Origin of the sequence: Rugosimonospora africana, assembly GCF_016862975.1 — a bacterium.
Lineage (GTDB): Bacteria > Actinomycetota > Actinomycetes > Mycobacteriales > Micromonosporaceae > Rugosimonospora > Rugosimonospora africana.
Genome location: NZ_BONZ01000079.1, coordinates 19,066 through 43,619, shown reverse-complemented (window position 1 = coordinate 43,619; position 24,554 = coordinate 19,066). Strand labels below are relative to the sequence as shown.

Here is a 24,554-nt window from a genome sequence, read left to right as displayed (position 1 = left end):
GCCGCCCCCACGAGTACTCGGGCATGTCCGGTCGGAATCCCGTTGTCGCCACGGTGTGAGTGGCTTACGGTGCACGGCGTGCCGTCGATGCTCTGGGAATTCCGGGATTTGTTCATCGAGTTGCGGGATGGGCCGGCTGCGGGTTGGGGCGGCGACGTGTTGCAGCCGTGGCTTGAGATGCGTCCGCACCTCGTTGAGGAACTGCGTGAGCTGGGTCGTCCGGACAGCCGCCGAGTGCGGGTACCGCGCGGGGGCAACCACTACACGGTCCTGGAAGGGCTGTACGCGTTGAGTCGTGTCCTCGACGTGCTGGTGTCGGCGTTTCAACCGGACAATCCCGATCCTCAGTTGCTGGACTGGACCAGCGGCAAGCCGTGGTGGCGGGGCACCATCCCGAGCACGTCGGCGTGGCCAGATTTCTGCGCGGCGATCGGGGCGGTATCGCTGGCCGAATCGTCGTTCCACCCGTTCTTCCACGAGATCGTCTCGGTGCAGGTCAGCGACGACGCTGACGAACCGCCGAGCGTTGTCGGCGAGTGCTGGCCGGGCGCGATCGTCGGCGGCATGCTGGTGGCCCGTGCGGGCGTGGTGATCCGGGCGGGCGCTCGCCACATGAACATTGACGTGGCGGCACGCTCGGCACTGTACTGGGCCTGGTGGCGACGCAACCGCAGAGCGGTTGATCTGTCCCATGGCTGGGGTCACAACTCGCAATGGGCTACCGATTTCCGTCGCGACTACGTCGACGAGGGACAGCTGCACTACAACATTGACGCCGACCCGTCGAGACAGCCAGACAGCGACCTTAGCGACGCGGACCGCATCGACCTTCTCAGGTACCGGTGCAGCATCCGGACCGATCTCGGCACCGACCGATGGCCATTCGACGACACGTTTGTGGAGCAGGCGCCATAGAGCTGTCCGACGCGCGCTCGTGCCGTAGGCGGGCCCGTGGTTCGCCCGTGCTATCCGTGCCAGCCTTTAGGCTTGCTGTTCCGGAGTCCTTTGACGCTGCCGATGAATCGGATTCCGTTGGATGAGGCGCCGTGGAACCCGAGTGCGGAACATCGGATGGTGCGATCACCCAGGTCCCACTGAGCCTCGGTGAAAGACTCGTATCCCCAGCCGAGGTAGGGGCTGTCTACCTCGCCACCGCTGAACCCGAGATACTTGGCCACGACTCGCTGGCAGCCCTGTGAGGCCAGGTCGTCTCGAGCCTGTTCGTCGCTTGGCCAGGGCAGGTCCGGGGCGGTGAACAAGCCGGCCAGTTCGCTGTTGTGCGGTTGGGTGCAGTCGGCCAGCTGCTCGTCGGTCAGACTGCCGTGGCCGTCGTCGGTGATGGTCCGGCAGATGGAGGCCAGTGGTCCGGATCCTCTCAGCCCGCTCTTGACGCTGTTGGTCACTCCGAACATGGTGGCGTTGGCGTCGGTATACCGGACGAGGTCGCAGCGAAACCAGCGGGCGCCGCCGCTCCATGCCGCGTTACTGGGCAGCACCAGGTTCAGATCGAAGATACCGAGGTGGTAGTCACCGCCCAGGTAGTCTGCGGCGCCGGTGAGGCACTGGGCGTCAGCGACGGCTCGGGACGGGCTGTCCTCGGCCGGGGCGGTCGACCGCCCGGCGATGCTCCCGGTGAAAGATCTTGTCGAGCCGACGCGGAGTCCAGGCGTCGATCCGTCGTCATAGTCGCGCGTACTGTTGCGCGGCGATTTCGTCGATCGCGTCAGCGTCGAACTCCTGGCCGGTGGTGGCGAGGATCGCGAACGCGGTCGCATGCCGTGCGCCGAGTACCCACAGCCGGGCGGGCTGCGCTCGAAGTCTGAAGTTGAGCGCGCCAGGGACGCTGGGAACCTCGCTGATCGCGGCAGTCCCACCGAGCGCCTTCTGGTCGCCGAGCACCATGCCCTGGGCGTGCTCGGCTGTGTCGAAGCGCAGCAGTATGACGTCGACCTCGGAGCCGATGATCGGCAGCCAGCAGCGGTAGGCCATGCTCAGCAGGCCGGATCCGCTGAGCGTGGAGCCTAGAGCGGCGGGTACCCCGTCGGAGTGTGCGAGTCGGTTGCCGCTGATCAGCGTGTTGTTCTGTGCACACGCGAGTGCGCCGGCCGGTACCGGTACGAGGAGGGGCCGGGTGTCCGGTGTCGCTGGCTGTTTCGTGCCGAGTCGTACGGCGAGTACCACGCCGACGGCGACCAAAAGTACGACGCACGCGGCGGCCACCAGCAGACTACGGAGTCGGTGACGATCGCCGTAGCGGGGTGGTTGCGTCGACCACGACTCGTAGCCGGGTTGGGCGGGAGGGCTGTCGAGCGTCGTGGAGGGGCTGTCTGCGGGGGCGTCGGGTCGCATGCGTGCATTGTCCCGGCTATGCGAGGTGTGTAGGAGCCCGGACGCGATTTTGCGCCACTATCATCGCGCTCGTGAACCGGGATGGATGAGCGCGATGTCTGGCAGGTACAGATCGTGCTGCGAGCGACCGAGGCCGAGTTGGGGCAGGCGACGGACGCAATAGCGCGGGCTCTGTGTCCGGATGAGTCCCACGAGGGACCGTGCGCAACTCCGTGGACGATGGTCAGTTCCCGGGTCGATGACATCGAGGACCAGGACCGGGCCGCGTCTCTGCGCGCGCTCATCGACGACGAGTAGCGGAGCGCTGGGAGAGGGCAACCGTGTCAGGGGCCGCGTCAGTGCGGTGGCTGCCCGGTGTCAGGGCAACCGTCGATCGTGGATCCCGTCACCAGTTCCCCACCAGCGGGGACGCCCGGCAAATCCCCAGGAGGGTACCGCGATGCCAACGTTCAACACCCCCGCCCCGATCTCCGCCGTCCTCGACATCCCCGCGGGGCGCGTTCAGTTCGTCGCAGCCGACCGGGCCGACACCACGGTCGAGATCCTGCCCGCGGACGCCTCGAAGGGCCGCGACGTGAAGGTAGCGGAGCAGACCAGGGTCGAATACACCGACGGGATTCTGCGGATCGCGGCATCGGCGAAGAACCAGTACTTCGGTCCCTCGGGATCCATCGAGGTAACGGTCCAGTTGCCCGCCGGTTCCCGGATCGAGGTGAAGGCGGCCAGCGCCGAGCTCCGGGCCGTTGGGCGGTTCGGCGACGTCGCTGTCGAGAGCGAACACGGCTCGATCAGCCTCGACGAGGCCGCGAGCGCCCGCCTCACCACTGTTGCCGGTGATGTCTCGGTCGGCCGCGTGGGCGGCCCCGCGGAGATCCGCACCAGCAAGGGCGACATCCGCATCGCCGAGGCCGTGCGCGGCGCGGTCGTGCTGCGCACCGATGCCGGCGAGGTGGAGGTCGGCGTCGCCGCCGGAGTCTCGGCCAGCCTGGACGCCGGCACGTCCCACGGCCGGATCCACAACTCCCTCAGGAACACCGAGGGCGCCGCCGCCCAGCTCACCATCCACGCAACCACCGCCGTCGGCGACATCGTCGCCCGCAGCCTCTGATCGGACAGCGACAAGACGAACTCGATGCGGTCCTCGGACTACTCGTTCGAGGACCGCATCCGTAGTCTGCCTCGCGCGTGTGCTGCCACAAGTTGGACGGCGACGGCCACCGCAGCACCCAGCACAAACGCGGCGCCGCCGATCGGGCGTAGGAGGACCGCGACCGAGACGCAGAACGCCGCAAAGCTGAACAAGCCCATGACCGCACCGCTCAGGGTCCGCGCGGTCACGGCGGGACCGTACTGCGCGTGGACGAAGGCCGCTACGACGCTTGTCGCGATGGGGAAAGGTGCCAGGAGTCCGGTCCAATGCGGGCCCATGGCGCTGGAAGCTGTCGTAACGACAAGTACCAGGACGCCGGTCGCGGTCGCACGAGCGGGCAACTCCCAGACGGGCCACGCCCGACGCTCTGACTCACCCGACCGTTCAGACTCGATTGTCGGCATGAGGGCCATCGCGGCCGCAGTCGCGACCAGCGTGAGCGCCAGCGCGACGAGCATCGCGACCTGGATGACGGATAGCGCGGCATCCATGGCCAGAACGGCTGCCCAGCTCGCGGCCAGTGTGGTGAGCCAGCCGAACCGGCGCGCGGTGCGGGCGAACAGCACCGCGAACGTGGCCAGCGACACGAGCCCGAGAAGAGAGGAACTGGCCGCGTCGCTGGCGAATTTCGCGCCATGTTGCTGGTAGGTGATGAACAGGATCGGCCCGGCGACAATCGGGAAGGCGACGAGAATGCCCGTGACGTCAGGTCCCCACCGGCGGCCGGCAAGCGTGGACATCACGACCAACAGGGGAGCGAGGAACAGCTTCGGCAGCAGGGACTCCACTTGCCGGCAGCTTACCGTCCCCCCCAGCGCAGGTCGGTGCCGGCTGGGGCTGTCTACCGCAACCGGTTCAGGCCGATCGCCCGGGGTTTCGCGGTCCGGGCCAGCCCCATGCGATCTCGTCGACCGCGAGAAATGGTTCGTCGGCGACGGCGGCGGGGGTCAACCCGGTGAACGCCACGACGTCCCGGTGCAGGTGCGACTGATCGGTGTAACCGCCGTCGACCGCGACTCCGGCCGCGTCCCGGCCCGCGACCAGACTGTGGACCGCATGGTCGAAGCGAACCAGCTTCGCGGCGCGCTTGGGCGGCAGGCCGAGCTGCGCATGGAACCGGGACCAGAGGCGTTTGCGGCTCCAGCCGAGTTCGGCCGCCAGGCGCTCGATCCGGACCATGCCACGGCTGGCGACGATTCCACGCCAGGCAAAGGCCACCTCCGGCGCCACCCGCGACGCCGCCGCGCAACGGCGGGCGAGCCACGCGTCGACCAACACGAAGCGATCGTCCCAGGAGCGGAGATCGGCCAGGCGTTGGCTGACTCGTGCCGCTTCCCGGCCCAACAGGTCATCGAGGGTCACCACGGCGCCGCCCAGGTCGGTCACGGCGGCACCCAGCGCCGCGTGTGCGACCACCGGCGACAGGCGCACCTGCAGACACTCAAAGTTCGTCGCCCGCACCGCGCGGAGGACCTCGCCGAACCCGAGGCCGGCAACGAAACTGCCCTGATGCCGCCGCCCTGTGGCGCTTTCCACGGCAATCGTGCCGTCGAACACCAGAAGCAGGGTCACGGCCGGGTGCGGGATCAGCCGTAGCTCAGGCGGGGTGATGCCGCGGTCGCCGAACCCGGCCATCGCGACTCCGGGCACCCGACTGGGCTGAGCTGGGCATGCGATGTCCCACAACATCCCGTCCCGCTCGGACGCGCCGGACCACATTCCCCCATGCTACGTACGCCGGCCGACGGGAACATTTGTCCAAGCCACCGGCACGCACCGGCGGCGACAATCTACGCATGACTGTTTCCGACAACACGTCGCGCGTGTCCGCCGGGGCCACGGAGGAGACGAACCTCCCGTTGGACGACGGCGAAATCCACGTGCGCGAGGACGGCCCCCGTGACGCCCCCGCGCTCCTGCTCATCCACGGCACCGCCGCGTCACTGCGCACGTGGGACGCGATGGTTCCGCTGTTGACCGGGTCTCATCGGGTCATCCGGATCGACCTGCTCGGGTGCGGACAGTCAGCCAGACCGGACGGTGCGAGCTATGCGATTCCGGACCAGGCTCGCCGGGTCGGCGAGGCACTCGACCGGCTCGGCGTCGAGCAGGTCATCGTCGTCGGCCATTCCAGCGGTGGAACGGTCGCGACCGCCCTCGCCGAGCGACGGCCCGACCTGGTGACCGCGCTCACGCTCGTCAACACCGGGCCCAACATGGTCGCGTTCATCGCAAAGGATCTCGCCGTCGGGCTGGCGGAGGGGCCGGATCTCACCGATGAGCAACTCCGGCAGATCATGAGCCCCGCGTTCGGCTCCGGCTTCGAGATTCCCCAGCCATTCTTGGACGAGGCGCGCGCCATGGATTTCCACGTGTTCGCCGCGGCCTCGCAGGCAGGCAGCGCGTACCTGGAGGAGCAGGCACTCCCGCAGCGGCTGGCGACACTCGGCAAGCCGCTGCTGGTGATTTTCGGCGAGGACGATCGCAGGTGGCGCTCGTCGTCCGCCGCGGATTACCGTGTCGTTCCCGGCGCGACGGTCGAGATGTTGCCGGGTGTCGGGCACACGCCCATCCTTGAGGATCCGCCGCGGACCGCCGCACCTCTCCTGGCCTTCGCCGCGAACCACTCCCCGCACGACGACTGATGCCCGAGAGATATCAGGTTCTCTACGGTCACATGCCCGGCCTGGCCGCTGGGCGGAAACTGCGAGAATGATCGCATGAGTACTGAGTCCCGGTTGTCAGCCGAGTACTTCGATCAGTGGTACGCAGACATGGTCACCTCGCCGGCCAAGGACGAGATCCAGCGGCGCCACCTTGGCCTGCCCGCCCACGTGTTGTCCACGAGTCTGCTGCCCTGGGACGCGATCGCCGAGATCAATGCCGCACTGCGGTTGTCGGCCGGCCAGGTGCTGTTGGACCTCGCGTGTGGACGAGGTGGCTACGGACTGGAAGTGGCCCACCGGAGCGGGGCGCACCTGTGGGGAGTCGACTTCTCGGCTGAGGCGGTACGACAAGCCCGGGAGTACGCCCGAGAGCTGGGTCGGTCGGGACGCTTCCAGGTTGGCGACCTGACCGCTACCGGGCTGCCGGAGGCGTCGGTGAACGCCGTGATGTGCATCGACGCCGTACAGTTCGCGGATCCCTCCGACGCTGCGTACCGCGAGATCCGGCGGGTCCTTTCTCCGGGTGGGCGGGCAGTGTTGACCTGTTGGGAACCGGTCGACCCGCAGGACGCCCGGCTGCCGGATCGGCTGCGGGCGATCGATCTCCGCACGGGATTGACCGCTGCGGGCTTCATCGACGTTGTGGTCGACGATCGACCGGACTGGCAGGCGGTCGAACACGGCCTGTGGTTGGAGGCCGCGGGGATCGACCCCGGCGAGGACTCGGCCCTGCGCGCACTGCACGAAGAGGCGGGCCGGGTGTTGGAGTTCCAGACCCTGTCCCGACGGGTCATGGCGTCCGCCACGGCGGGATAGCCGCGGGAGGCGCGGCAGGGAGTGGCCGGCTGGCGGTGCTTCCAACCGGTGCTCAGACCGCCGTGACCGACTCGGCTCAGCCGACGTTCGTGGCGCGACACCATCGCGCACGCAACCGGTAGCCCTTCAGGGTGTGCCGCACCGTGGCGTCGTACCAGCCGAGGGCAATCGCTCCGCCCAAGGCGATCACCAGGTTGGCGACGCTCGGGTGGACGACAGCAACGACGAAGAACGACACGACCCAGATCGCCACGAGCGCGATATCGAGCATCCGACCCTTCATGTGAATCTCCTCCCGCACCACTGGGTGCCCGCGGAAGGCGGGCGACACCCGTACGCGTCACTGTGGCACCGTCGGCGGTGACGGTGCGGTGAACGCAAGGGCGATCAGGGTGGAGAAACGGTAGATGCGCCGCCCGCACACTGCCGGCTGGCATCACCCGACAGGGTTTCGAGTTAAATTTTCGAATTTCCGAGGAAGCCTCCCGAATTAGCGTTGGTTTCGCGCCAGATGGGAGCAAAAGGGTCCTCTGGTCGATACTGATGAAGCTCGATCGAGAGGATACCGGCAATGCCAGACCTATCTCGTCGTGACCTGCTGAAGGCGACGGCGGCCGCCGGCGCCGGCGCGGTCATTCTCCCCGCTGTTGTGACCGGAGGCATGTCGGACGTTGCGGCATACGGCTCGGGTTCAGACTGCAAGGCGGAATGCGAGCCGCCGGCGAAGCTCACCGGCCGCATCGTCCGTCCCCAGGACCCCGACTACCCCGAGGCGAGCCTTGGCTGGGACGAGCTGTTCGTCCACTACCCACTGGTCATCGTCTTCGCGCAGGAGACCCAGGACGTGGTCAACGCCCTCACCTGGGCGCGGCAGAACAACGTCTCGCTGCGGGTACGCAGCGGCCGCCACGCCCTGGAGGGGTGGTCGAACGTCGACAACGGCATCGTGATCGACGTCAGCGAGTTGAAGTCGACCCACATCGACACCGCCACCGGCATCGCGAAGGTCGGCGCCGGGCTCAACCAGGGGGAGGCGGTGGCCGCGCTCGCGAAGCACGACCTGGCGGTGACGACGGGGACGGAGGACAGTGTGGGCCTGTCCGGCGCGACCCTCGGCGGCGGCCTCGGCTTCCTCCTCCGCTACCTCGGCATGGCCTGCGACAGCCTGGTCGGCGCGGAGGTCGTCGTCCCGACCGGTATCGACGGCGCGAAGGCCATCAAGGCGGACCTGAACAACAACTCGGACCTGCTCTGGGCGCTGCGCGGAGCGGGAAACGGCAACTACGGAATCGTCACCTCACTGACCTACAAAGCGTCTCCGCTCAAGAGCGTCGCCTATCTGACGGCGACCTGGGACGGCCTCAGCGACCTGCAGGGCATCTTCGACACCTGGCAGCGCACCGCGCCGTTGTCCGACTTCCGGCTCGGTTCCCAGCTTGAGATCCACAAGTCCCAGATCCTGCTGTTCGCGGTCCTCGCCGAGGGGACCGCGGCGGAGATCAGGCACCTGCTGGACCCGATCCTCTCGATCGACACCCCCGACGTCGCCGTGCAGACCGGGAACTGGGGCGACATCTACGCCGGCTTCCAGACCCCGGTCGCGGACGAACCCGCGTTCTGGAAGTTCTTCTCACAGTTCACCACCGACCCGTTCCCGAAGAAGGCGATCAGCATCATCCGCTCCTTCATCAACGACGCGCCCTCGGAGGACAGCAACTACTTCACTCAGGCATTCGGCACCGGGGCTCAGACCAAGCAACCCCGCGGCGGGTCGGCGTTCAACCACCGCGACGCGTTGTTCTACGCCGAGCCCGGAGCCGGCTGGGGCGACCGTGCGAATCCCGACTGCGACGATCCCACCACCCCGATCGCCCAGGCATGGATCGCCGAATTCAGCCAGGCGTTGCGGCCCTATGTGAACGGCGCCTATGTCAACGTGCCGAACATCGGGATGCAGGAGTGGGAGACCGCCTACTGGGGATCCAACTTCGACCGGCTTCGCCGGATCAAGCAGAAGTACGACCCCCAGAACATCTTCCAGTACGAGCAGAGCGTCCCACCCGCATCCTGCTGACCCACCGCCACCCGAACCGGCCGACCCGCCACGCGGGTCGGCCGGGGGTCCGATCCCGACGGAACGTCAGCCCGGAAGCGCGGACTCGCGCCGGCTCATCCGGCCGCCGGCGCACCGGTACGCCGCCCCGCCGTGGTAGGACACCAGATAGTGCGACGGCAGCCCCGCAAGCGGCACCCCGGCCGGGGCGAAGAGGTCCTTCCCGACCGGCACGTACCGCTGCGGGGGCGCCGTGAACGAGCCGCCCACGAAGCCGGTGAAGATGCGCTCCTGCTCGTCGTCCGCCGGCTCGTAGGTGACCCGTTCCTCCAGTCCACCGTCCACGACGCGTACGTCGATCCGGAGCTGGTTCGAGCGGTACGTCCCCCCGTACGGCTGAAGGTCGATCGATTCTGGCGCATAGGCTGGAGCCTGTACCTCGCCGAACTGCCCGGCGAGCCAGAACAGCAACTCGTCGTGCAGAGCCAGCGCCCGCGGGTCGTTGCCGTAGGCGGCGAACACCAGCTCGTGTTCCGGGACGACGACCAGGACCGCCATCCCGCCGGGCGACGCACCCGACATGGTCAGCACCGTTGTGCCGCCGAGGGACCGCACCAGCCAGCCGAGGCCGACGGGCGAGGTGTTCGGCGTACCCAGGTCATAAGTGACCGACCGCATGAGGGCGACCGACTCCGCCGAGAGCACCCGGGTGCCCGACGGCGCCACGCCGTCGCCGAGGTGGACTCGCCCGAAGGCGAGCAGGTCCTCGATGGTGCCGATCGGCGTGCTGCCGGCCGGACCCCACGTCTGCGGCAGCATGAACATGCCGGTCGGCCGTGCGGCGCCGGTGACCGGGTCGGCGAAGTGCCCGATGGCGGTGGAGCGCAGGATGGCTCGTTCGGCGGAGGTACACGCGCCGGCCATCCCGGTGGCCGCGAAGACGTCGTGCTCGATCAGCTCGTGGTACGGCCGGCCGGTGACCACCTCCAGCAGCCGGCCGGCGACGATCATGCCACCGTTGGAGTAGCTGACGTACTCGCCTGGCTCGAAGAGGGTGCCGCACTCCTTGCCGAGCCGCTCTACGTAGGTCTTCAGGGCGTCGCGGCCCGCGGCGTCCGGAAAGAACAGGTCGGCGTCGATTCCGCTGGTGTGCGTGACGAGGTGGCGGACGCGGATCTTCTCGGCCGTGCCGGGCGTGGCGAGCCGGAACTCCGGCAGGTAGTCGACGACCGGCGCGTCGAGATCGAGGATGCCCCGCTCGACCTGTTGAAGCAGGAGCGTGGTCGTCATGATCTTGGTGATGGACCCGAACAGGAAGCCGGTGTCTTCGCGCATCGGCGCCCCGGTGGCGACGTTCGCCACACCGTGGGCGATGACCGCCTGCTCTCCGGAGTGGTAGATGCCGGCGACGAATCCGGGAACCCGGGTGGCCTCGCAGAAGGCGGCGGCTCGCTCGCTGATGTGTGCGATCTCGTTCATGCTGTCGATCGTCCAACCCTGCCCCTGGGGCAAGGTCAAGCGACTGTGGCGGCGACGGCCGGGTCTCGGGCGCGGTCGGTGTCAGAGCCGTGACGGTTCCGTGTCAGGTCCGTCGGCGATCGTTACCGGGACAACCGCGACGGAAGGAAATCCGATGAGTCAAACGGTCGACATCCCGCACGGCCTGCCGATGGAGCGGGACGCGAGCCCCTTCGACCCGCCCCGGCAGATCAGCCGGCTGCGCGAGGCTCGCCCGGTCAGTCCCATGGTCTTCCCCGACGGGCACCAGGGCTGGCTCGTCACCGGGTACGAGGCGGTCCGCCAGCTCATGGCCGACACGCGGTTCAGCTCCCGCCTGGATCTCGGCGTTATCCACACGCCCTACGAGACCCCCGGCATGCCCACCGCTACCGAACCGTCCCCGCAGGTGCCGGGCCTGTTCATCGCCATGGACCCGCCGGACCACACCCGGCTGCGGCGCAGGCTCACCGGCGCCTTCACCGTCAAACGCATGAAGATGCTCGAAGAACAGATCAACGACATCGTCCAGCGGCAACTGGACGGATTGGCACGCCTCACCCCGCCGGTCGACCTCGTCAAGGAGTTCGCGCTGCCGGTCCCCTCGCTGGTGATCTGCGAGCTGCTCGGTGTCCCCTATGCGGACCGGGAGACCTTCCAGGCCAACTCCGCCAAGTTCCTGGAGAGGGAAGTGACGCTCGAGGACAAGATGGCCGCGTACGGTGCGCTGACCATGTACCTGGCCGAACTGGTCACGCACAAGCGCGCCGAACCCGGCGAAGACATCCTGTCCGACCTGGCCCGCCACGACGACCTCACCATCGAGGAGCTGACCGGCGCGGCCTTCCTGCTGCTGCTCGCGGGCCACGAAACCACCGCCAACATGCTGGCACTGGGTACCTTCGCGCTCCTGGAGCACCCCGAGCAACTGGCCGAACTGCGCGCCAACCCGGATCTGATGCCCGATGCCGTCGAGGAACTCCTGCGCTACCTGTCCATCGCCGACATCTTCTACCGGTACGCCACGGAAGACATCGAACTCGGCGGTGAGACGATCCGCGAGGGATCGACCGTCGTTGTCTCGTTGCTGGCCGCCAACCACGACCCCGAGCGTTTCGACAATCCCGACACCCTGGACATCCACCGCAAGGCCCGCGGTCACCTGTCCTTCGGCCACGGGGTCCACCAATGCCTCGGCCAGCAACTGGCCCGCATCGAGATGCGCGCCGGCTTCGAGGGGCTGCTGCGTCGGTTCCCGGGCCTCAAACTCGCCGTCCCGGCCGGCGAGGTGAGGCTCAGGACCGACATGAACATCTACGGCGTCCACGAACTGCCGGTCACCTGGACGGAAACGGCCCGGTAGACCGCCGGCCGGCGCGTGGCGCTACGGGCCGATGTGGCGAGCGATCGCCCTTGACCGGGCCGGCGCGACCGGGCCGCACCGCTCAGGTATCCCGGTGACGCATGGCGAGGTACCCGGCGAGCAGTGCGGCCGCCGTCCACAGCGCGGTGAGCCCCAGTCCGGCCCAGGGGCCGTAGGGGCGCGCGAAGCGCGGGTCATTCGCCTGCCCGACGATGTGCATGATCACCATGCCCGTCTGGTCCGGCAGGTACTGCGTGACGGTCTTCAGCTTCGGCACGTTGCCCAGCCCCTGGGAGCCGAGGAAGAGCAGCGGAAGCAGGATGCCCAGCGCCGGAATGGCGTTGCGTAGCAGCGCCGCGAGCCCGGTCGCGAACAGGTAGATCAGCATGAGGTAGAGGCACGCGCCGGCGGCTGCGGCCGGGACCCCGTCCGCGCGCGGGGATGTGGCGTGTGGGCCGAGGCCGGCCTGGGCGGCGGCGAAGGTGGCGAGCACGGTCACCATGGCGACCGCCGCGGCCAGCAGCGTACCGGTGCCAGCCTTGGCGGCGTAGAAACGACCCCGCCGCGGTGTCGCGGTGAGACTGGCGCGGATCGTGCCGGTGGAGTATTCGCCGGTGACCAGCAACACCGCGAGCACGACCAGCGCGAGTTGCCCGATGGTGAGGCTGTAGAAGGTGGCGAACAGCGGATCGAATGTCGCGCGCTGGTCCGGCGGCAGGTCGGGGAAGTTGGTCCGGAAGCTGAGCCCGACCAGGTACGCGAGCCCGACGCTGAGCGCGATGGTCAGCGACACGCACCAGGTCGTCGAGCGTACCGAGCGGATTTTGAGCCACTCGGCCGAGAGCAGTGCGGTCATCACCGGTCACCGCCCGCCCGGTGCTCGACGGCCTCGTCGGTCAGCCGCAGGTACGCGTCTTCGAGTGAGGTCGCTTTCTGGCCGGGCGCGTCCGGCGTCGCACCACGACCCGTCGGGGCGTTGCTGATGAGCTCGCCGACCGTGGTGTCGGCGATGAGCCGACCCCGGCCGATGATGACCAGCCGGTCCGCGATCAGCTCCATCTCACCCATGAGGTGGCTGGAGAGCAGTACCGCTCGGCCCTCGGCGGCCAGTGCCCCCATCAGGTCGCGGATCCACCGCACGCCCTGCGGATCCAGTCCGTTCATCGGCTCGTCGAGGATCAGGACGCCGGGGTCGCCGAGCAGAGCCGCCGCGATGCCCAGCCGCTGCCGCATGCCGAGCGAAAAGGCACCGACCCGCTTGCGTGCCGCCCCGGCCAGGCCGACTTGCTCCAATGTGGACACTATCCGTGCCGGCCCGATGCCGTTGGTCCTGGCGAGCCAGCGCAGGTGATTGACCGCCGACCGCCCGGGGTGCACGGCGTTCGCGTCGAGCAGGGCGCCCACCTCGTGCAGCGGGCGGCGGATCGACGCGTACTGGCGACCGCCGACGAGTGCCTGACCGGCGGTTGGCGCGGCCAGCCCGAGCAGCAACCGGATGGTGGTGGTCTTGCCGGCGCCGTTGGGGCCGACGAACCCGGTGACCATGCCGGGTTTCACGGTGAAGGAGAGCCGGTCGACGGCCACGTTGGCCCGGTACCGCTTGGTCAGTTGATTGACTTCGATCACGCCGGCCACCATGCACGACGGCGGCGCCCGACACATCGGAGCACGGTATGACCTACCCCGGGGGGAGGTGCCGGTCCGGGACCACCGATACCGTCGGCGGAGTGGACCGGAGCAGGCGGCTGCGCCGCCGTGACCTGATCGCGCTCGACGGCTTGGCCGCCGTCGGCTACCTGCTGTTCTCTGTTCCCTCCACCGCCCGCGCGCCGGCCTGGCTCGCGGTGCCGCTCGTCGTAGCGGTCGGGGTGCCGGTGGCGGCGCGCCGAATCTGGCCGGTACCCGTGTTTCTGGTCGTGCTCTCGGCCTCGATGGCGGCGCTGGCCGCCGATGTGCTGGTCGATCCGTTCGTCGCCGCCTCGTTCGCGTTGTACCCGGTGGCGGTCGCCGTCCGGCGTGCCTGGCTGCCCACCCCGGTGACCGCGGCGGTAGCGGCGGCCGTGCTGGTCGGCGGCTCGGTGGCGGGCTCGCCCTACGGATCGTCGCACCGGTTCGGCGTCATCCTGCTCGGCACGGGATTCCTCGCCGGCGCGTGGACCGCCGGCCGGATGGTGCGGGACCGCCGAGCGGACGCGGCGCGCTCCGCCACGGAGTTGGCCGGCCGCGCGGCCGCCGAGGAGCGCCTGCGCATCGCCCGTGAACTGCACGATGTGGTAGCGCACAGCATGAGCCTGATCGCGGTGAAGGCCGGCACAGCCAACCACGTCATGGCGGTACGGCCCGATGAGGCGCAGGACGCGTTGCGGGTCATCGAGTCGACGAGCCGCACCGCGCTCGCCGAGATGCGCCAACTGCTCGGCGTGCTGCGCTCCGGTCCGGACGCCGCCCAACTGGCCCCGGCTCCCGGACTGGACGGACTGCCCACGCTCGTCGAGCGGGCCGAACAGGCCGGCGTGCCGGTCGAACTCGACGTGCGGGGCGCGGACCGGCTGCCCGAGGGCGTGGCGCTGTCGGTGTACCGCATCGTGCAGGAGGCGGTGACGAACGTGGTCCGCCACGCGGCACCGGCCCGCTGCGGCGTGTCGATAGTGGTCGGGCGCGGCGAGGTCCGGGTCGAGGTGGCCGACGACGGGCCCGGGAAACGGGTACTGCCGCCCGACCGGCACGCCGGGCACGGGCTGATCGGCATGCGGGAGCGCGTGCTGATGTACGGCGGCTCATTCCACGCCGGGCCGCGCCCGGATGGCGGGTTCACGGTGTCCGCGCGCCTACCCTATGAGCCGTGACCGACCCGATCCGGGTACTCATCGCCGACGACCAGGCACTGGTACGAGGCAGCTTCCGGGTACTCGTGGACACCGCACCCGGGCTCACGACGGTCGGCGAGGCGGGCACCGGTACCGAGGCGGTCACGCTCGCCCGCGGTACCCGACCGGACGTGGTCCTCATGGACATCCGGATGCCCGAGATGGACGGCATCGCGGCGACCCGGCGCATCTGCGCCGAACCCGACCCGGTGCCGCGGGTGCTCGTACTGACCACGTTCGACCTCGACGAGTACGTGTACGCGGCGTTGCGCGCGGGCGCCAGCGGCTTCCTGCTCAAGGACGCCCCACCGGCCGACCTGCTGGCCGGCATCCGGGTCGTCGCCGCGGGCGAAGGACTGCTCGCGCCCACCGTGACCCGGCGTCTGATCGCAGAGTTCGCCCGGCACACGCCTCCGGCGCGCCCGGTGGGCAGCGGCCTGGACGGGGTCACCGACCGGGAGCGGGAGGTGCTCGTGCTGATCGCCCGCGGCCTGTCCAACCCGGAGATCGCCGAACAGCTGCGGCTGCGCCCGGCGACCGTGAAGACCCACATCGGGCACCTGCTCGCGAAACTCGGTGCGCGCGACCGGGCTCAGCTCGTCATCGCGGCATACGAATCGGGCCTGGTGACGCCGGCGTCGTGACCGACGGTGCCCATTTCTACCGCCCTTTCCTACCGCCCTTTCCTACCGCGCCCGGCCGTCAACCGTTGCCAGCCGGTGAGCAGGCGGGCCCCGTTGTCGCGCAGGACCACCCCGATCCGGGTGGCCGGCACCATGAGCGTGGCGGCCGTGACGAAGCCGTTCTGCCTGGGGGCGATGAGCTTGCGGTGCTCGTACTCGTACGCCTTCAGGCCCTGCCCGAGGTCGTCGCGGTGCTCGGCCAGCATCCGTGCGAGCGTGTACGCCCCCGCCATCGCCAGGCTCGACCCCTCGCCGAACAGTGACACCGAGGACGCGGCGTCACCGAGGAGCCCGATGCGCCCCTGGGACCAGGTGTCGAGGCGTACCTGGCTGACGGCGTCGAAGTAGAGGTCTCCGGCGTCGCGTACGCGCTCGATCAGATCGGGCACGATCCAGCCGCCACCCGCGTATGCCCGCTCGACGATGCGCTTGTGCTGGGCGGTGTCGCGGTAGTCGTAGCCGGGCACGGGTCTGCTGCGCCAGATGAACGCCGCGATGCCGCCGTCGCCGCGCACCGGATGGACGGACGCGAGGCGGCCGGGCATGCCGTAGAGGAGCACATCGGTGGTCGGATTGAGTTCGCGCTCGACGGGCAGGGTGGCCACGTAGAGCCCGCGGTGTGAGACGAAGTTTCTCTCCGGCCCCCAGGCGAGGCTGCGGACCGTCGAGTGCTGCCCGTCGGTGCCGATGACCAGGTCGAACCGGCGCGGCGCACCCCCTTCGAACGTGACGTCGACGCCGCCGCCGTCCTGACTGAGGGCCGAGACGGAGTCGCCGTAGATGAACTCGGCACTGTCGGCCGCGGCGTCGCTGATGAGCGTGGCCAGGTCGGCCCGGGGAACCTCGACCTCGGTGGCCCGGTTGACCGACAGGTCGACGCGGCTCTTGCGGCGTCCCTGGGCGTCGACGAAGGCGAGGCCGGTCGTCGCCGTCGCGGCAGCGCGAAGCCGGGGGAGCAGGCCCATCTTCCCGGCGATGTCGAAGGCCGGACCGCGCACGTCGATGGGGTTGCCGCTGGAGCGCTGCCCGGTGGCCCGCTCGACGATCGTCGGCGCGAATCCGTTGCGGGCGAGCCAGTACGCGAGGGTCGGGCCGGCCACGCCGGCGCCGGAGATCAGAACGGTCTTCGTGGTCATGCGTTGACTGTATGACCAAATTTGAAATCTGGTCAAGTGTTAGAGTGTCGATGTGACTCCCCGCACCGATCGCGAGACCAAGATCCTCGATGTCGCTGCCGACCTGCTGGTCCGGCACGGCTACCGCCGCGTCACCATCGATGACGTCGCCGGTGCCGCCGGCATCGGCAAGGGCACCGTCTACCTGCACTGGAAGACGCGCGAGGAGCTGTTCGGCGCCGTGTTCGCCCGCGAGATAAGCGCCGCGGTCGCCGACATGGTGGCCGCCCTGCGCGCCGACCCCGCCGTCGCGCTGCTGCACCGTTTCGCCGCGGAGTTCTTCCTGGCGATCCTGCGCCGCCCGCTGCTGTACGGGATGGTGATCGGCGACGTGCAGATGTGGGGCAAGCTCGTCGGGTCCGAGGTCGGCTACGACGGCGGCCGGCACAACGCGGTGATGGCGTCCTATATGGACGTTCTGGCTGTGCGGGGCTTGGTGCGCAAGGATCTGGCGCCGCCGGAGCTGACCTACGCCTTCCAGTCTGTGTTCGAGGGCTTCATCTACGCCGAGCGTGAGGTCGGCTCGGAGAGTACGCGCGACGAGCGGGCGCGGCTGCTCTCGACCACGGTCGAATCGGCGTTCTCCCGGCCGGGTATCCCCGACGACGCGCTCGCCGACGAGGTGGCCGTGCTGCTCTCCGGCCTGGTCTGATCCGCTCTGGCAGCCAAACGGGACGCCGGAACGCTAGCGTCAGCGCTCCCGGGACACTATCGCTGGGGAAGGACAAGCGAACCTACGTCGGGCCGGGCAGTTCATCGGGCCGGGGACTCGTCCTGAACGGTTCCGCCTCAAATCGGCAACATCCCGGTGTGACGACACATACGAGGCTCTTCCGCCGAGGTGGTGTCCTGGTCGGCTCGGCCGTGCTGGTGTTCGGCATGGCGACAGCGTTGCCGGCCACCGCGGGCACCCCGTCGCGCGTCGAGCTGCCCAGCCCGAACGTGCCCGGCACCACCGGTACCGTGAAATCCCTCGATCCCATCGCCGAACTGGCCCTCCGGGTGTACCTGGCCGACCAGCTGGGGCTGGCGACCGCCGCACAGGCGGTCTCCGATCCGGCCAACCCCCGCTACGGCCACTTCCTCACACCCACCCAGGTCACCCGCCAGTACGGGGCGACCGTCGCGCAGGCCACCGCCGTCCGCACCTGGCTGACCGGGCAGGGCATGACGATCACCGCGAGCACACCGCACTACGTCGCCGTGACCGCGACAGTGGCGCAGGCCGACGCCGCGTTCGACACGCGGGTCAGCGAGTTCGACACCGTCATCACCGGCCCCAAGGGCTCGACCACGATCCGCCAGCCGGGTGTGGTCGGTGGGTTCTCGGTGCCGGCGGCGCTGGCGGGCGACATCCTCAGCGTGACCGGGATCGATCAGCTCGACCTCAGTGGCGCGACCGGGGCCGAGCAGACCGACTCCGGGGCTCGCTCCGCGACCGGTCGCGTGACGACCCCGCGACGGGCGCAGGCCCGCACGGTGGCCGCCGACACCGAATTCCCGTGTTCGCAGTACTGGGGCCAGTACACCCGACCGATTCCGGCGGCCTTCGGGCACACCACGGCACCGACTCAGCTGTGCGGGTACACGCCGGATCAGGTGCGGCACGCGTACGGCCTGGCGTCCAGCCCGTACACCGGCAAGGGCACCACCATCGCCGTCATCCTCAACGGCCACTCGTCCACCGAACTCGCCGACGCCAACCGTTTCTTCGCCGGTCACGGCGAGCCCACGTTCGTCCCGGGGCAGTACACCGAGAACATCGGCCCGGACGTGGACAGCACGTGCGCGGCCGAGTACGACCCGAACGGCGACCCGCTGGAGGAGTCCATCGACGTGCAGTCGGCGCACCTCGCGGCGCCGGACGCGCACATCGTCTACGTCGGCGTCGACTGCGCCGAATCCGCGGGAGACCTGCTGCAGAGTTGGCTGGACGGCGCGATGCGGGTCGTCGACGCGCACCTCGCCGACGTCGCCACCGGTTCCTTCGGCCTTCCGGAGCAGTCCTACGCGCCCGCCGGCCTGGCACCGTGGGACCCGATCCTGGAGCAGGGCGCGCTGGAGGGCGTCGGGTTCGACTTCTCCTCCGGCGACGGCGGTGCCGCCGGTGACGTCCACGACGCGCAGTTCCCGGCGTCGGACCCGTGGACCACGGCGATCGGCGGGACGAGCGTGGCCATCGGCAGGAACGGCTCGGTGGTCGCCGACTATGTGTGGGGCGACAACCTCGCTCCGATCAACACGGAGGGCACCGGGTACGACGAGGCTCCGCCCGGTGAGTTCAACGGGGGCTCCGGCGGTGGCCTCAGCACGATGTTCGCCGAGCCCGGCTACCAGAAGCCGGTCGTGCCCGCCGGCCTGGCCACGGGCAACGGCACCGCGTCGGCGGCACGGGTGGTGCCCGACATCTCGGCCGGGGCCGGCAACCCGTGGCTGATCGGCGCCACCGGCCTGCTCGACGACGGGGTGTACGTGGAACTGCCGTGGGGCGGCGGCACGAGCGCGGCGTCGCCGCTGATCGCCGGCATCGAGGCCGACGCGATGCAGGCCGCCGGCCATCCGCTCGGGTTCGCCAATCCGGCGCTGTACCGGCTGAACGGCGGCAAGGCGCTGCGCGACATCCTGCCCGTCGACCCCACCGACCCGCCGATCGCGCTGGGCGCGCAGGAGAGCGTCAGCATCGACCCCAGCCAGCTGACCACCTTCGGCGAAGACGAACTGCTCACCGTGACGGCCGGCTACGACGACGCGACCGGTCTCGGCGCGCCCACGACCTCGTTCGTCGGCATTCTCGCCAGCACAGGGAGTGATCATCGATGAAACACGCACTCGTGAGTTCGGTGCTGGCGGTCGTCATGGCCGCTCCCGGTGCCAGCGGCGCCGGCGACCCGTACTTTCCTCAGGACGGCAACGGCGGGTACGACGTCGGCCACTACGACCTGGCCGTCGGCTACGACCCCGCCTCCGGCGTCCTCACCGGACACGCCACCGTCGACGCGGTCGCCACGCAGAGCCTGTCCGCGTTCGACCTGGACCTGACCGGGCTCACGGTGAGCGGCGTGACCGTCAACGGCAGGGCGGCCGCCTGGACCCGCGACGGGGGCGAGCTGGTCATCACCCCGAAGGCCGCGCTGGCCAACAAGGCCGCGTTCGCCGTGGTCGTGGACTATTCCGGTGTACCGCCGGCGATCGATGACCCGGGGATCGGCACCTCCGGCTTCATGCGCACCGATGACGGGTTCGTCATCGCGGGTGAGCCGCACGGGGCCGCCACCTGGTACCCGGTCAACGACCACCCGAGCGACAAGGCCACGTACGCCTTCCACGTCACCGTGCCGAAGAACCTGACCGCGATCGCCAACGGCACGCTCACCGGCAAGTCCTCCAGCGGCGGCCGGACCACCTGGAACTACAACGAAACCGCGCCGATGGCGTCGTACCTCGCCACGGTGAGCGTGGGCAACTACGACGTCCACGCGTACACCGCGAACGGGGTGCACTACACCGACGCCGTCGACTCGGGCCTGGACGCGCCCGAGTACACGCCGCGCACCGGGTCGCGCATGCTGTACTCGCAGGCCGGTGACCCGGCGTACAAGCGGATCAGCCATGTGGTCGACGTTCCCGCCAGCGGCGGTTCGCTGAGCTTCTACGCCAACGTGAACACGGCCGAGAATGACGCGTACCTGTTCGTCGAGGCGCACACCGTCGGCGCCGACGACTGGACCACTCTGCCCGATGAGGACAACCTCATGCGCGACTGGGCCGGGTCGATGTGCGACGGCGCGTTGCCGTTCCTGGCCCACTACACGACCCGGGAGGCAGACGGCACGTGCAGCTCGACCGGCACGACCGGTGTCTGGTGGGGCGACAGCTCGTTCAACTACGGCCCGGGCGACGACAACCCGTTCACGTTCGACCTGTCCCAGTACGCCGGCAAGCAGGTCGAGCTGTCCATCACGTACGCGGCGAAGCCGGCCGCCGGCCCGGACGACGACACCACCGAGCGCCTCGGCGTGTTCCTCGACGACGTGACCGTCTCGACCGGTCAGGGCACCACGTCGTTCGAGGACGACGGCGACACGATGGACGGCTGGACAGCGAGCCCGGCCTCGGACGACAACGGCTGGGAATCGATCACCGCCGACCAGGCGCCTTCGGCCGGTTACGTGATCGACCGGGCGCTGTCCAGGGAGCCGGAGATCATGACGTTCCTGGCCGGCGACTTCGGGCCGTACCCGTTCACCGAGGCCGGTGGCGTCGTCGACAGCGCGCCGTTCGGCTTCGCGCTCGAGACGCAGACCCGCCCCACGTACTCGCCGGACATGTTCATGTTCGAGGACAAGGCGGTCAGCGTGGTGGTGCACGAGATGGCGCACCAGTGGTTCGGCGACGCGGTGAGCCTCGACCGGTGGCGCGACATCTGGCTGAACGAGGGCTTCGCCACCTACGCGGAGTGGCTCTGGGCCGAGCACAACGGCGGCGTCACGGCGCAACAGAAGTTCGACGACAACTACGCCAACTTCGACGTCGACTCGCCGTACTGGGCCGAGCCGCTCAACGATCCCGGTCCCGACGGCGTCAACGATCCGGTCGCGTACGAGCGCGGCGCCATGACGCTGCAGGTGCTGCGTGACCGGGTGGGCGACCAGAAATTCTTCCAGATCCTGCGTACCTGGGTGGCCACGTACAAGGGCGGCAACGCCACCACCGCCGACTTCCAGGCCACGGCAGAGCGCGTGTCCGGCCGGCAACTGGACGACATCTTCAACGACTGGGTGTACGGGACGGGCAAGCCGACCGTGGTCAGGTAGGCGCATCCGTCAGGGCTCGCCCGGCCGGCGGCCGGGCGAGCCCCGACGGACGACGTGCGTGGTTACAGCGCGAGCCTCACATGCCCGCCCCACACCCCGAGGGCGCGCGGTGCCCAGAACGCCGGCCTCGTCGTGGAGTCGAGGTCTCCGCTGCCGGGATAGGCGTAGCGGTTGCCGTCGGCGTGCTGGGTGACCAGGTCGGCGATGCCGTCGTGGTCCAGGTCGCCCAGCCCCAGGTCGGTCAGTTGCCCGTAGTTGCCGAGCGACCGGGGTGCCCAGAAGGTGAGGCCAGCGGTGCCGTCGACAAGCTGGCCGGTTCCCGGGTAGGCGTACAGGTTCCCGTCGGTGTGCTGGGTCACCAGGTCGGCGATGCCGTCCTGAGTGATGTCGTCCGCCGCCAGGTTGGCCAGACTGCCGTAGTTGCCCAGGGACCGCGGTGCCCAGAAGGTGAGGCCCGCGGTGCTGTCGACGAGCTGGCCGGTTCCTGGATAGGCGTACAGGTTTCCGTCGGTGTGCTGGGTGATCAGGTCGGCGATGCCGTCGTGGTTCAGGTCGCCCAGCGCCAGGTTGGCCAGGCTGCCGTAGTGGCCGATCGACCTCGGCGCCCAGAAGGTGGAGCCGGCGCTGGCGTCGACGATCTGGCCGGTGCCGGGGTAGGCGTGCAGGTCGCCGCTCGACGTGAGGCTGACCAGGTCGGAGATGCCGTCGACGTTGAGATCGGGCTGGATCGGGGTTCCGCCGCCCGCGCCGGCCGGGGACACGAACGCGTCGATGGTCTGTCCGCCGTAGACCCCGCCGAGGTGCGCCGGGACGTTGTTGTCCTTCTGCACATGGCTCTGGTTCGCGGGGAGGTTGCCTTCGTTGCCGGCGACCATGGTGAAGGTGCCCGTACCCACGGCGACGACGAGCCCGACGTGGTCCGCGTTGCCGCCGCCGTGGTAGTTGAACACCACCGCGTCGCCGACCTGCGGTGTGCTGTGCAGCGTGCCGCGGTTCTGCCCGTACGTGTAGAAGGAGCCGGACTCCGCCGTCAGCCCGGCCAGGTCCGATACGCCTGCCTGACCCCAGACCCACTTGGCGAACGCCGAGCACCAGTCGATCCCGCAGGAGAGACCGTACGGCAACCCCGGACAGTTGCTCTTGCCGACCTGGCTGAGCGCGACACTCGCGATCTGATCCCGGACGCCGGCCGCCTGCGCCGCCTGCGGCGCGACCAACGCGCCCGCGCCGACAAACCCCGCGAGCACTCCCACCATCGCGAGCATCCTGCGTACTCCGGTGAGTCTCTTTCGATGAGACATAGTTCCCCCGTTACCGGTGTGATGGGACGGACAGCCCGATCGCTGTCCGGACCGGCCCGCGTCCTGCGGGCCGGTCACAAGCCTCACAACCGCCGCTATCCGTTCGCTATCCGTTCGCTATGCGTCGGGTGCTACGTCCCGTTGGCCCCGGCGAAACGCCCGGTCAATAGCTGCCGACGTAGTGGTAGTTCGCGTTCAGGCTGCCCGGCGCGGTCTTGACCGGGGCGAGTGCGTCGAACGGCGCCACGTCGAGGTCCCGGATCACGTCGGTCAGGTCACCGTTGACCGTCGGCACGTTGATCACGCCCGGGGCGGTGCCCTTCTCCACCCAGTCCATCAGCGGCTGAAGGAACTCCGGCACGCCGATCTCCGACGGGCTGTCGTCTGATTCCGGCCCGAACAGGCAGTGGTAGCCCGCCGGAATCATGTAGAGCCGGGTGTACGCGTCGGCGCCGCCCCGCTCCTGTACCGCCCGGTAGTAGTCCACTGTGGAGAACGGCGGGATGAACGGGTCGGCCCAGCCGTGGTACAGGATCAGCTTGCCGCCGTGCGCCCGGAACGCCGACAGGTCGGGGTTGTTGGCGTTGTACAGGGTGTCGCCGAGCAGGCTGAGCCGGTCGTACGTGGCCTTGGTGAACTGGACGTCGGTGAGCGTGAAGCTGTCCGGCAGCACGGTCGGGTACGCCAGGTACTTGAGGGAGTTGAACGCGATCGTCCCGGCGTTGCCGTTCAGCGGCGACCCGGAACGGACCACGAACTGGTCGATCCAGCCGAGTTCGGACCCGTACGGCATCCCCCCGTTGTAGAGGCCGTTCGGTCCGCGGTAGAACGCCACCACCGCGGCCACCTGTGCCGGCGTCAGGCACGTCGGCCGGTCCACGCCGGGCGGGCAGCGCAGTGACGACGGCTGGAAGCCACACTGCCGGGGGTCCTGGATGACGTCGCCGCACGCCCTGACCACGGCATCGTGCAGGGCCGGGATCTTCTCCGGGCCGAGGATCTGCCTGCCGTGCGAGTCGGTGTTGCGGGTGGCCACCCACGCCTCCAGCAGCACCAGCGGTCCCAGGTTGCTGGCCGGGGCGCCGGCCAGGATGCCGTCGAAGTCGGCCGGGAAGCGCTGGGCCAGGTTGAGCCCCTGTCGGCCGCCGGTCGAGCAGCCGTCGAAGTACCGGTACGCCGGGCCGTGCCCGTAGTACGCGGTCATCAGCGCGTCGGACGCCAGCCGCAGCCGGTGTTCGGATGTCAGCCCGAACTCGACGCGGGCCCGCGGGTCGGCGCCCCAGGTGGCCGGCTGCGCACCCTCGGGGTCACCGGTGTGCCCGGTGTCGTCGCCGGCCACCACCAGCGTCTTGGCCAGTGCGGCCGGGCAGCTGAACGCGAACAGCGGGAACGTCAGGTCGGGGACCTGGCCGCACAGGCCGCTGCATCCCTGTTGGACGTACTCGCCGGTCCAGCCGCTGACCGGCAGCTTGATGGTGAACTTGGTGGCCGGTTTCAGTACGCCCTGGACCTGGCAGTAGCCGTCGGCGACGGTGGCCGAGGCGACCGTCCCCTGTGGAATGTGAGCGGTGGTGAGCCCGGCGCAGCCGCGCGGGGCCGGGCCCTGAGCGGCGGCGGCGGTCGCCCCGCTCAGCACCAGCGGGGCCGCGGCGAGCAGGGTGAGTAGTTTCCGGATCATCATGCTCCCTCCTTCATCGAGGGACGCTAGTGACTGATGCCGGTGCGGCGGATCGGTCCAGGGATTGGACTCGCGCTCATCCTCTAGACGGAGGAGCCGGCATACTGAACCCCGCCAGTTCTCGCTGTACCTGGGATAGCAC

Annotated in this window: 23 protein-coding genes; 12 read left to right on the top strand and 11 right to left on the bottom strand. The window is 69.4% G+C overall.

Annotated features, from left to right (window positions below):
• Positions 1 to 78 precede the first annotated feature (78 nt).
• Positions 79 to 915 carry a hypothetical protein gene (locus Raf01_RS37280; protein ID WP_203922806.1) on the top strand — a complete coding sequence of 279 codons (837 nt, stop codon included), beginning with the start codon at positions 79 to 81 and terminating at the stop codon, positions 913 to 915.
• A 50-nt stretch (positions 916 to 965) separates the two neighbouring features.
• Here Raf01_RS37280 and Raf01_RS37275 read toward each other — a convergent pair whose 3' ends face one another.
• Together Raf01_RS37275 and Raf01_RS37270 are read right to left on the bottom strand one after the other, a co-directional pair.
• Positions 966 to 1,775, bottom strand: a complete 810-nt coding sequence (locus Raf01_RS37275) for a septum formation family protein (RefSeq protein ID WP_203922805.1) — start codon at positions 1,773 to 1,775, stop codon at positions 966 to 968.
• Positions 1,681 to 2,349, bottom strand: a complete 669-nt coding sequence (locus Raf01_RS37270) for a hypothetical protein (protein ID WP_203922804.1) — start codon at positions 2,347 to 2,349, stop codon at positions 1,681 to 1,683. Before Raf01_RS37270 ends, Raf01_RS37275 begins: the two co-directional genes overlap by 95 nt.
• Positions 2,350 to 2,430: 81 nt before the next feature.
• Here Raf01_RS37270 and Raf01_RS37265 point away from each other — a divergent pair, with 81 nt between their 5' ends.
• Entirely contained in the window at positions 2,431 to 2,646 is a 216-nt protein-coding gene (locus Raf01_RS37265) for a hypothetical protein (protein ID WP_203922803.1), read from the top strand.
• A 142-nt stretch (positions 2,647 to 2,788) separates the two neighbouring features.
• The gene (locus tag Raf01_RS37260) at positions 2,789 to 3,457 is read left to right on the top strand and encodes a DUF4097 family beta strand repeat-containing protein (protein ID WP_203922802.1); all 669 of its coding nucleotides are present in this window, start codon (positions 2,789 to 2,791) and stop codon (positions 3,455 to 3,457) included.
• 38 nt (positions 3,458 to 3,495) lie between these two features.
• On the opposite strand, the gene Raf01_RS37255 is transcribed toward Raf01_RS37260, so the two are convergent.
• Complete coding sequence (locus tag Raf01_RS37255; RefSeq protein ID WP_203922801.1) at positions 3,496 to 4,287, bottom strand: hypothetical protein; 792 nt, start codon at positions 4,285 to 4,287, stop codon at positions 3,496 to 3,498.
• 67 nt (positions 4,288 to 4,354) lie between these two features.
• Positions 4,355 to 5,134, bottom strand: a complete 780-nt coding sequence (locus tag Raf01_RS37250) for an AraC family transcriptional regulator (protein WP_203922800.1) — start codon at positions 5,132 to 5,134, stop codon at positions 4,355 to 4,357.
• Positions 5,135 to 5,295: 161 nt separating this feature from the next.
• Here Raf01_RS37250 and Raf01_RS37245 point away from each other — a divergent pair, with 161 nt between their 5' ends.
• Positions 5,296 to 6,144 (top strand): alpha/beta fold hydrolase, encoded by an 849-nt coding sequence (locus Raf01_RS37245; protein ID WP_203922799.1) that lies wholly within the window; start codon positions 5,296 to 5,298, stop codon positions 6,142 to 6,144.
• Positions 6,145 to 6,219: 75 nt separating this feature from the next.
• Positions 6,220 to 6,981, top strand: a complete 762-nt coding sequence (locus tag Raf01_RS37240) for a class I SAM-dependent methyltransferase (RefSeq protein ID WP_203922798.1) — start codon at positions 6,220 to 6,222, stop codon at positions 6,979 to 6,981.
• A 76-nt stretch (positions 6,982 to 7,057) separates the two neighbouring features.
• Here Raf01_RS37240 and Raf01_RS37235 read toward each other — a convergent pair whose 3' ends face one another.
• A complete protein-coding gene (locus Raf01_RS37235) occupies positions 7,058 to 7,252 on the bottom strand; it encodes a hypothetical protein (RefSeq protein WP_203922797.1) in 195 nt (64 codons plus the stop codon).
• A 300-nt stretch (positions 7,253 to 7,552) separates the two neighbouring features.
• Here Raf01_RS37235 and Raf01_RS37230 point away from each other — a divergent pair, with 300 nt between their 5' ends.
• The gene (locus Raf01_RS37230; protein ID WP_203922796.1) at positions 7,553 to 9,055 is read left to right on the top strand and encodes an FAD-binding oxidoreductase; all 1,503 of its coding nucleotides are present in this window, start codon (positions 7,553 to 7,555) and stop codon (positions 9,053 to 9,055) included.
• A 66-nt stretch (positions 9,056 to 9,121) separates the two neighbouring features.
• Here the strand turns inward: Raf01_RS37230 and Raf01_RS37225 are convergent, their stop codons facing one another.
• Positions 9,122 to 10,513: a serine hydrolase domain-containing protein gene (locus Raf01_RS37225; protein WP_203922795.1), complete on the bottom strand. Its 1,392-nt coding sequence runs from the start codon at positions 10,511 to 10,513 to the stop codon at positions 9,122 to 9,124.
• Positions 10,514 to 10,667: 154 nt separating this feature from the next.
• On the opposite strand from Raf01_RS37225, the gene Raf01_RS37220 reads away from it, so the two are divergent.
• Positions 10,668 to 11,894, top strand: coding sequence for a cytochrome P450 (locus Raf01_RS37220; protein WP_203922794.1), 1,227 nt, complete (start codon positions 10,668 to 10,670; stop codon positions 11,892 to 11,894).
• 82 nt (positions 11,895 to 11,976) lie between these two features.
• On the opposite strand, the gene Raf01_RS37215 is transcribed toward Raf01_RS37220, so the two are convergent.
• Together Raf01_RS37215 and Raf01_RS37210 are read right to left on the bottom strand one after the other, a co-directional pair.
• The gene (locus tag Raf01_RS37215; RefSeq protein WP_203922793.1) at positions 11,977 to 12,750 is read right to left on the bottom strand and encodes an ABC transporter permease; all 774 of its coding nucleotides are present in this window, start codon (positions 12,748 to 12,750) and stop codon (positions 11,977 to 11,979) included.
• Positions 12,750 to 13,520: an ABC transporter ATP-binding protein gene (locus Raf01_RS37210; protein WP_203922792.1), complete on the bottom strand. Its 771-nt coding sequence runs from the start codon at positions 13,518 to 13,520 to the stop codon at positions 12,750 to 12,752. Before Raf01_RS37210 ends, Raf01_RS37215 begins: the two co-directional genes overlap by 1 nt.
• Positions 13,521 to 13,621: 101 nt before the next feature.
• On the opposite strand from Raf01_RS37210, the gene Raf01_RS37205 reads away from it, so the two are divergent.
• Positions 13,622 to 14,740 carry a sensor histidine kinase gene (locus Raf01_RS37205; RefSeq protein ID WP_203922791.1) on the top strand — a complete coding sequence of 373 codons (1,119 nt, stop codon included), beginning with the start codon at positions 13,622 to 13,624 and terminating at the stop codon, positions 14,738 to 14,740.
• Positions 14,737 to 15,405: a response regulator gene (locus Raf01_RS37200; RefSeq protein WP_203922790.1), complete on the top strand. Its 669-nt coding sequence runs from the start codon at positions 14,737 to 14,739 to the stop codon at positions 15,403 to 15,405. The genes Raf01_RS37205 and Raf01_RS37200 overlap by 4 nt, the downstream gene beginning before the upstream one ends.
• 29 nt (positions 15,406 to 15,434) lie before the next feature.
• Here the strand turns inward: Raf01_RS37200 and Raf01_RS37195 are convergent, their stop codons facing one another.
• On the bottom strand, positions 15,435 to 16,580 hold the full coding sequence (locus tag Raf01_RS37195; protein ID WP_203922789.1) for an FAD-dependent monooxygenase: 1,146 nt from the start codon (positions 16,578 to 16,580) through the stop codon (positions 15,435 to 15,437).
• A 52-nt stretch (positions 16,581 to 16,632) separates the two neighbouring features.
• Here Raf01_RS37195 and Raf01_RS37190 point away from each other — a divergent pair, with 52 nt between their 5' ends.
• The 3 genes from Raf01_RS37190 (at position 16,633) to Raf01_RS37180 (ending at position 21,433) form a co-directional block, all read left to right on the top strand.
• Positions 16,633 to 17,271 carry a TetR/AcrR family transcriptional regulator gene (locus tag Raf01_RS37190; RefSeq protein WP_203922788.1) on the top strand — a complete coding sequence of 213 codons (639 nt, stop codon included), beginning with the start codon at positions 16,633 to 16,635 and terminating at the stop codon, positions 17,269 to 17,271.
• A 158-nt stretch (positions 17,272 to 17,429) separates the two neighbouring features.
• Positions 17,430 to 19,439: a S53 family peptidase gene (locus Raf01_RS37185; protein WP_203922787.1), complete on the top strand. Its 2,010-nt coding sequence runs from the start codon at positions 17,430 to 17,432 to the stop codon at positions 19,437 to 19,439.
• A complete protein-coding gene (locus tag Raf01_RS37180) occupies positions 19,436 to 21,433 on the top strand; it encodes a M1 family metallopeptidase (protein WP_203922786.1) in 1,998 nt (665 codons plus the stop codon). The genes Raf01_RS37185 and Raf01_RS37180 overlap by 4 nt, the downstream gene beginning before the upstream one ends.
• 62 nt (positions 21,434 to 21,495) lie before the next feature.
• On the opposite strand, the gene Raf01_RS37175 is transcribed toward Raf01_RS37180, so the two are convergent.
• Entirely contained in the window at positions 21,496 to 22,689 is a 1,194-nt protein-coding gene (locus Raf01_RS37175; protein WP_203922785.1) for an FG-GAP-like repeat-containing protein, read from the bottom strand.
• Positions 22,690 to 22,897: 208 nt separating this feature from the next.
• Positions 22,898 to 24,415, bottom strand: coding sequence for a tannase/feruloyl esterase family alpha/beta hydrolase (locus Raf01_RS37170; protein WP_239134270.1), 1,518 nt, complete (start codon positions 24,413 to 24,415; stop codon positions 22,898 to 22,900).
• Positions 24,416 to 24,554: the final 139 nt, after the last annotated feature.

Bases quoted from the DNA above. Each gene is read 5' to 3' on its own strand.
- Raf01_RS37275 (WP_203922805.1), bottom strand. From the start codon at position 1,775: ATGCGACCGCGTTCGCGATCCTCGCCACCACCGGCCAGGAGTTCGACG.
- Raf01_RS37270 (WP_203922804.1), bottom strand. From the start codon at position 2,349: ATGCGACCCGACGCCCCCGCAGACAGCCCCTCCACGACGCTCGACAGC.
- Raf01_RS37265 (WP_203922803.1), top strand. From the start codon at position 2,431: ATGGATGAGCGCGATGTCTGGCAGGTACAGATCGTGCTGCGAGCGACC.
- Raf01_RS37260 (WP_203922802.1), top strand. From the start codon at position 2,789: ATGCCAACGTTCAACACCCCCGCCCCGATCTCCGCCGTCCTCGACATC.
- Raf01_RS37250 (WP_203922800.1), bottom strand. From the start codon at position 5,134: ATGGCCGGGTTCGGCGACCGCGGCATCACCCCGCCTGAGCTACGGCTG.
- Raf01_RS37245 (WP_203922799.1), top strand. From the start codon at position 5,296: ATGACTGTTTCCGACAACACGTCGCGCGTGTCCGCCGGGGCCACGGAG.
- Raf01_RS37240 (WP_203922798.1), top strand. From the start codon at position 6,220: ATGAGTACTGAGTCCCGGTTGTCAGCCGAGTACTTCGATCAGTGGTAC.
- Raf01_RS37235 (WP_203922797.1), bottom strand. From the start codon at position 7,252: ATGCTCGATATCGCGCTCGTGGCGATCTGGGTCGTGTCGTTCTTCGTC.
- Raf01_RS37230 (WP_203922796.1), top strand. From the start codon at position 7,553: ATGCCAGACCTATCTCGTCGTGACCTGCTGAAGGCGACGGCGGCCGCC.
- Raf01_RS37225 (WP_203922795.1), bottom strand. From the start codon at position 10,513: ATGAACGAGATCGCACACATCAGCGAGCGAGCCGCCGCCTTCTGCGAG.
- Raf01_RS37220 (WP_203922794.1), top strand. From the start codon at position 10,668: ATGAGTCAAACGGTCGACATCCCGCACGGCCTGCCGATGGAGCGGGAC.
- Raf01_RS37215 (WP_203922793.1), bottom strand. From the start codon at position 12,750: ATGACCGCACTGCTCTCGGCCGAGTGGCTCAAAATCCGCTCGGTACGC.
- Raf01_RS37195 (WP_203922789.1), bottom strand. From the start codon at position 16,580: ATGACCACGAAGACCGTTCTGATCTCCGGCGCCGGCGTGGCCGGCCCG.
- Raf01_RS37180 (WP_203922786.1), top strand. From the start codon at position 19,436: ATGAAACACGCACTCGTGAGTTCGGTGCTGGCGGTCGTCATGGCCGCT.
- Raf01_RS37175 (WP_203922785.1), bottom strand. From the start codon at position 22,689: ATGGTGGGAGTGCTCGCGGGGTTTGTCGGCGCGGGCGCGTTGGTCGCG.
- Raf01_RS37170 (WP_239134270.1), bottom strand. From the start codon at position 24,415: ATGATGATCCGGAAACTACTCACCCTGCTCGCCGCGGCCCCGCTGGTG.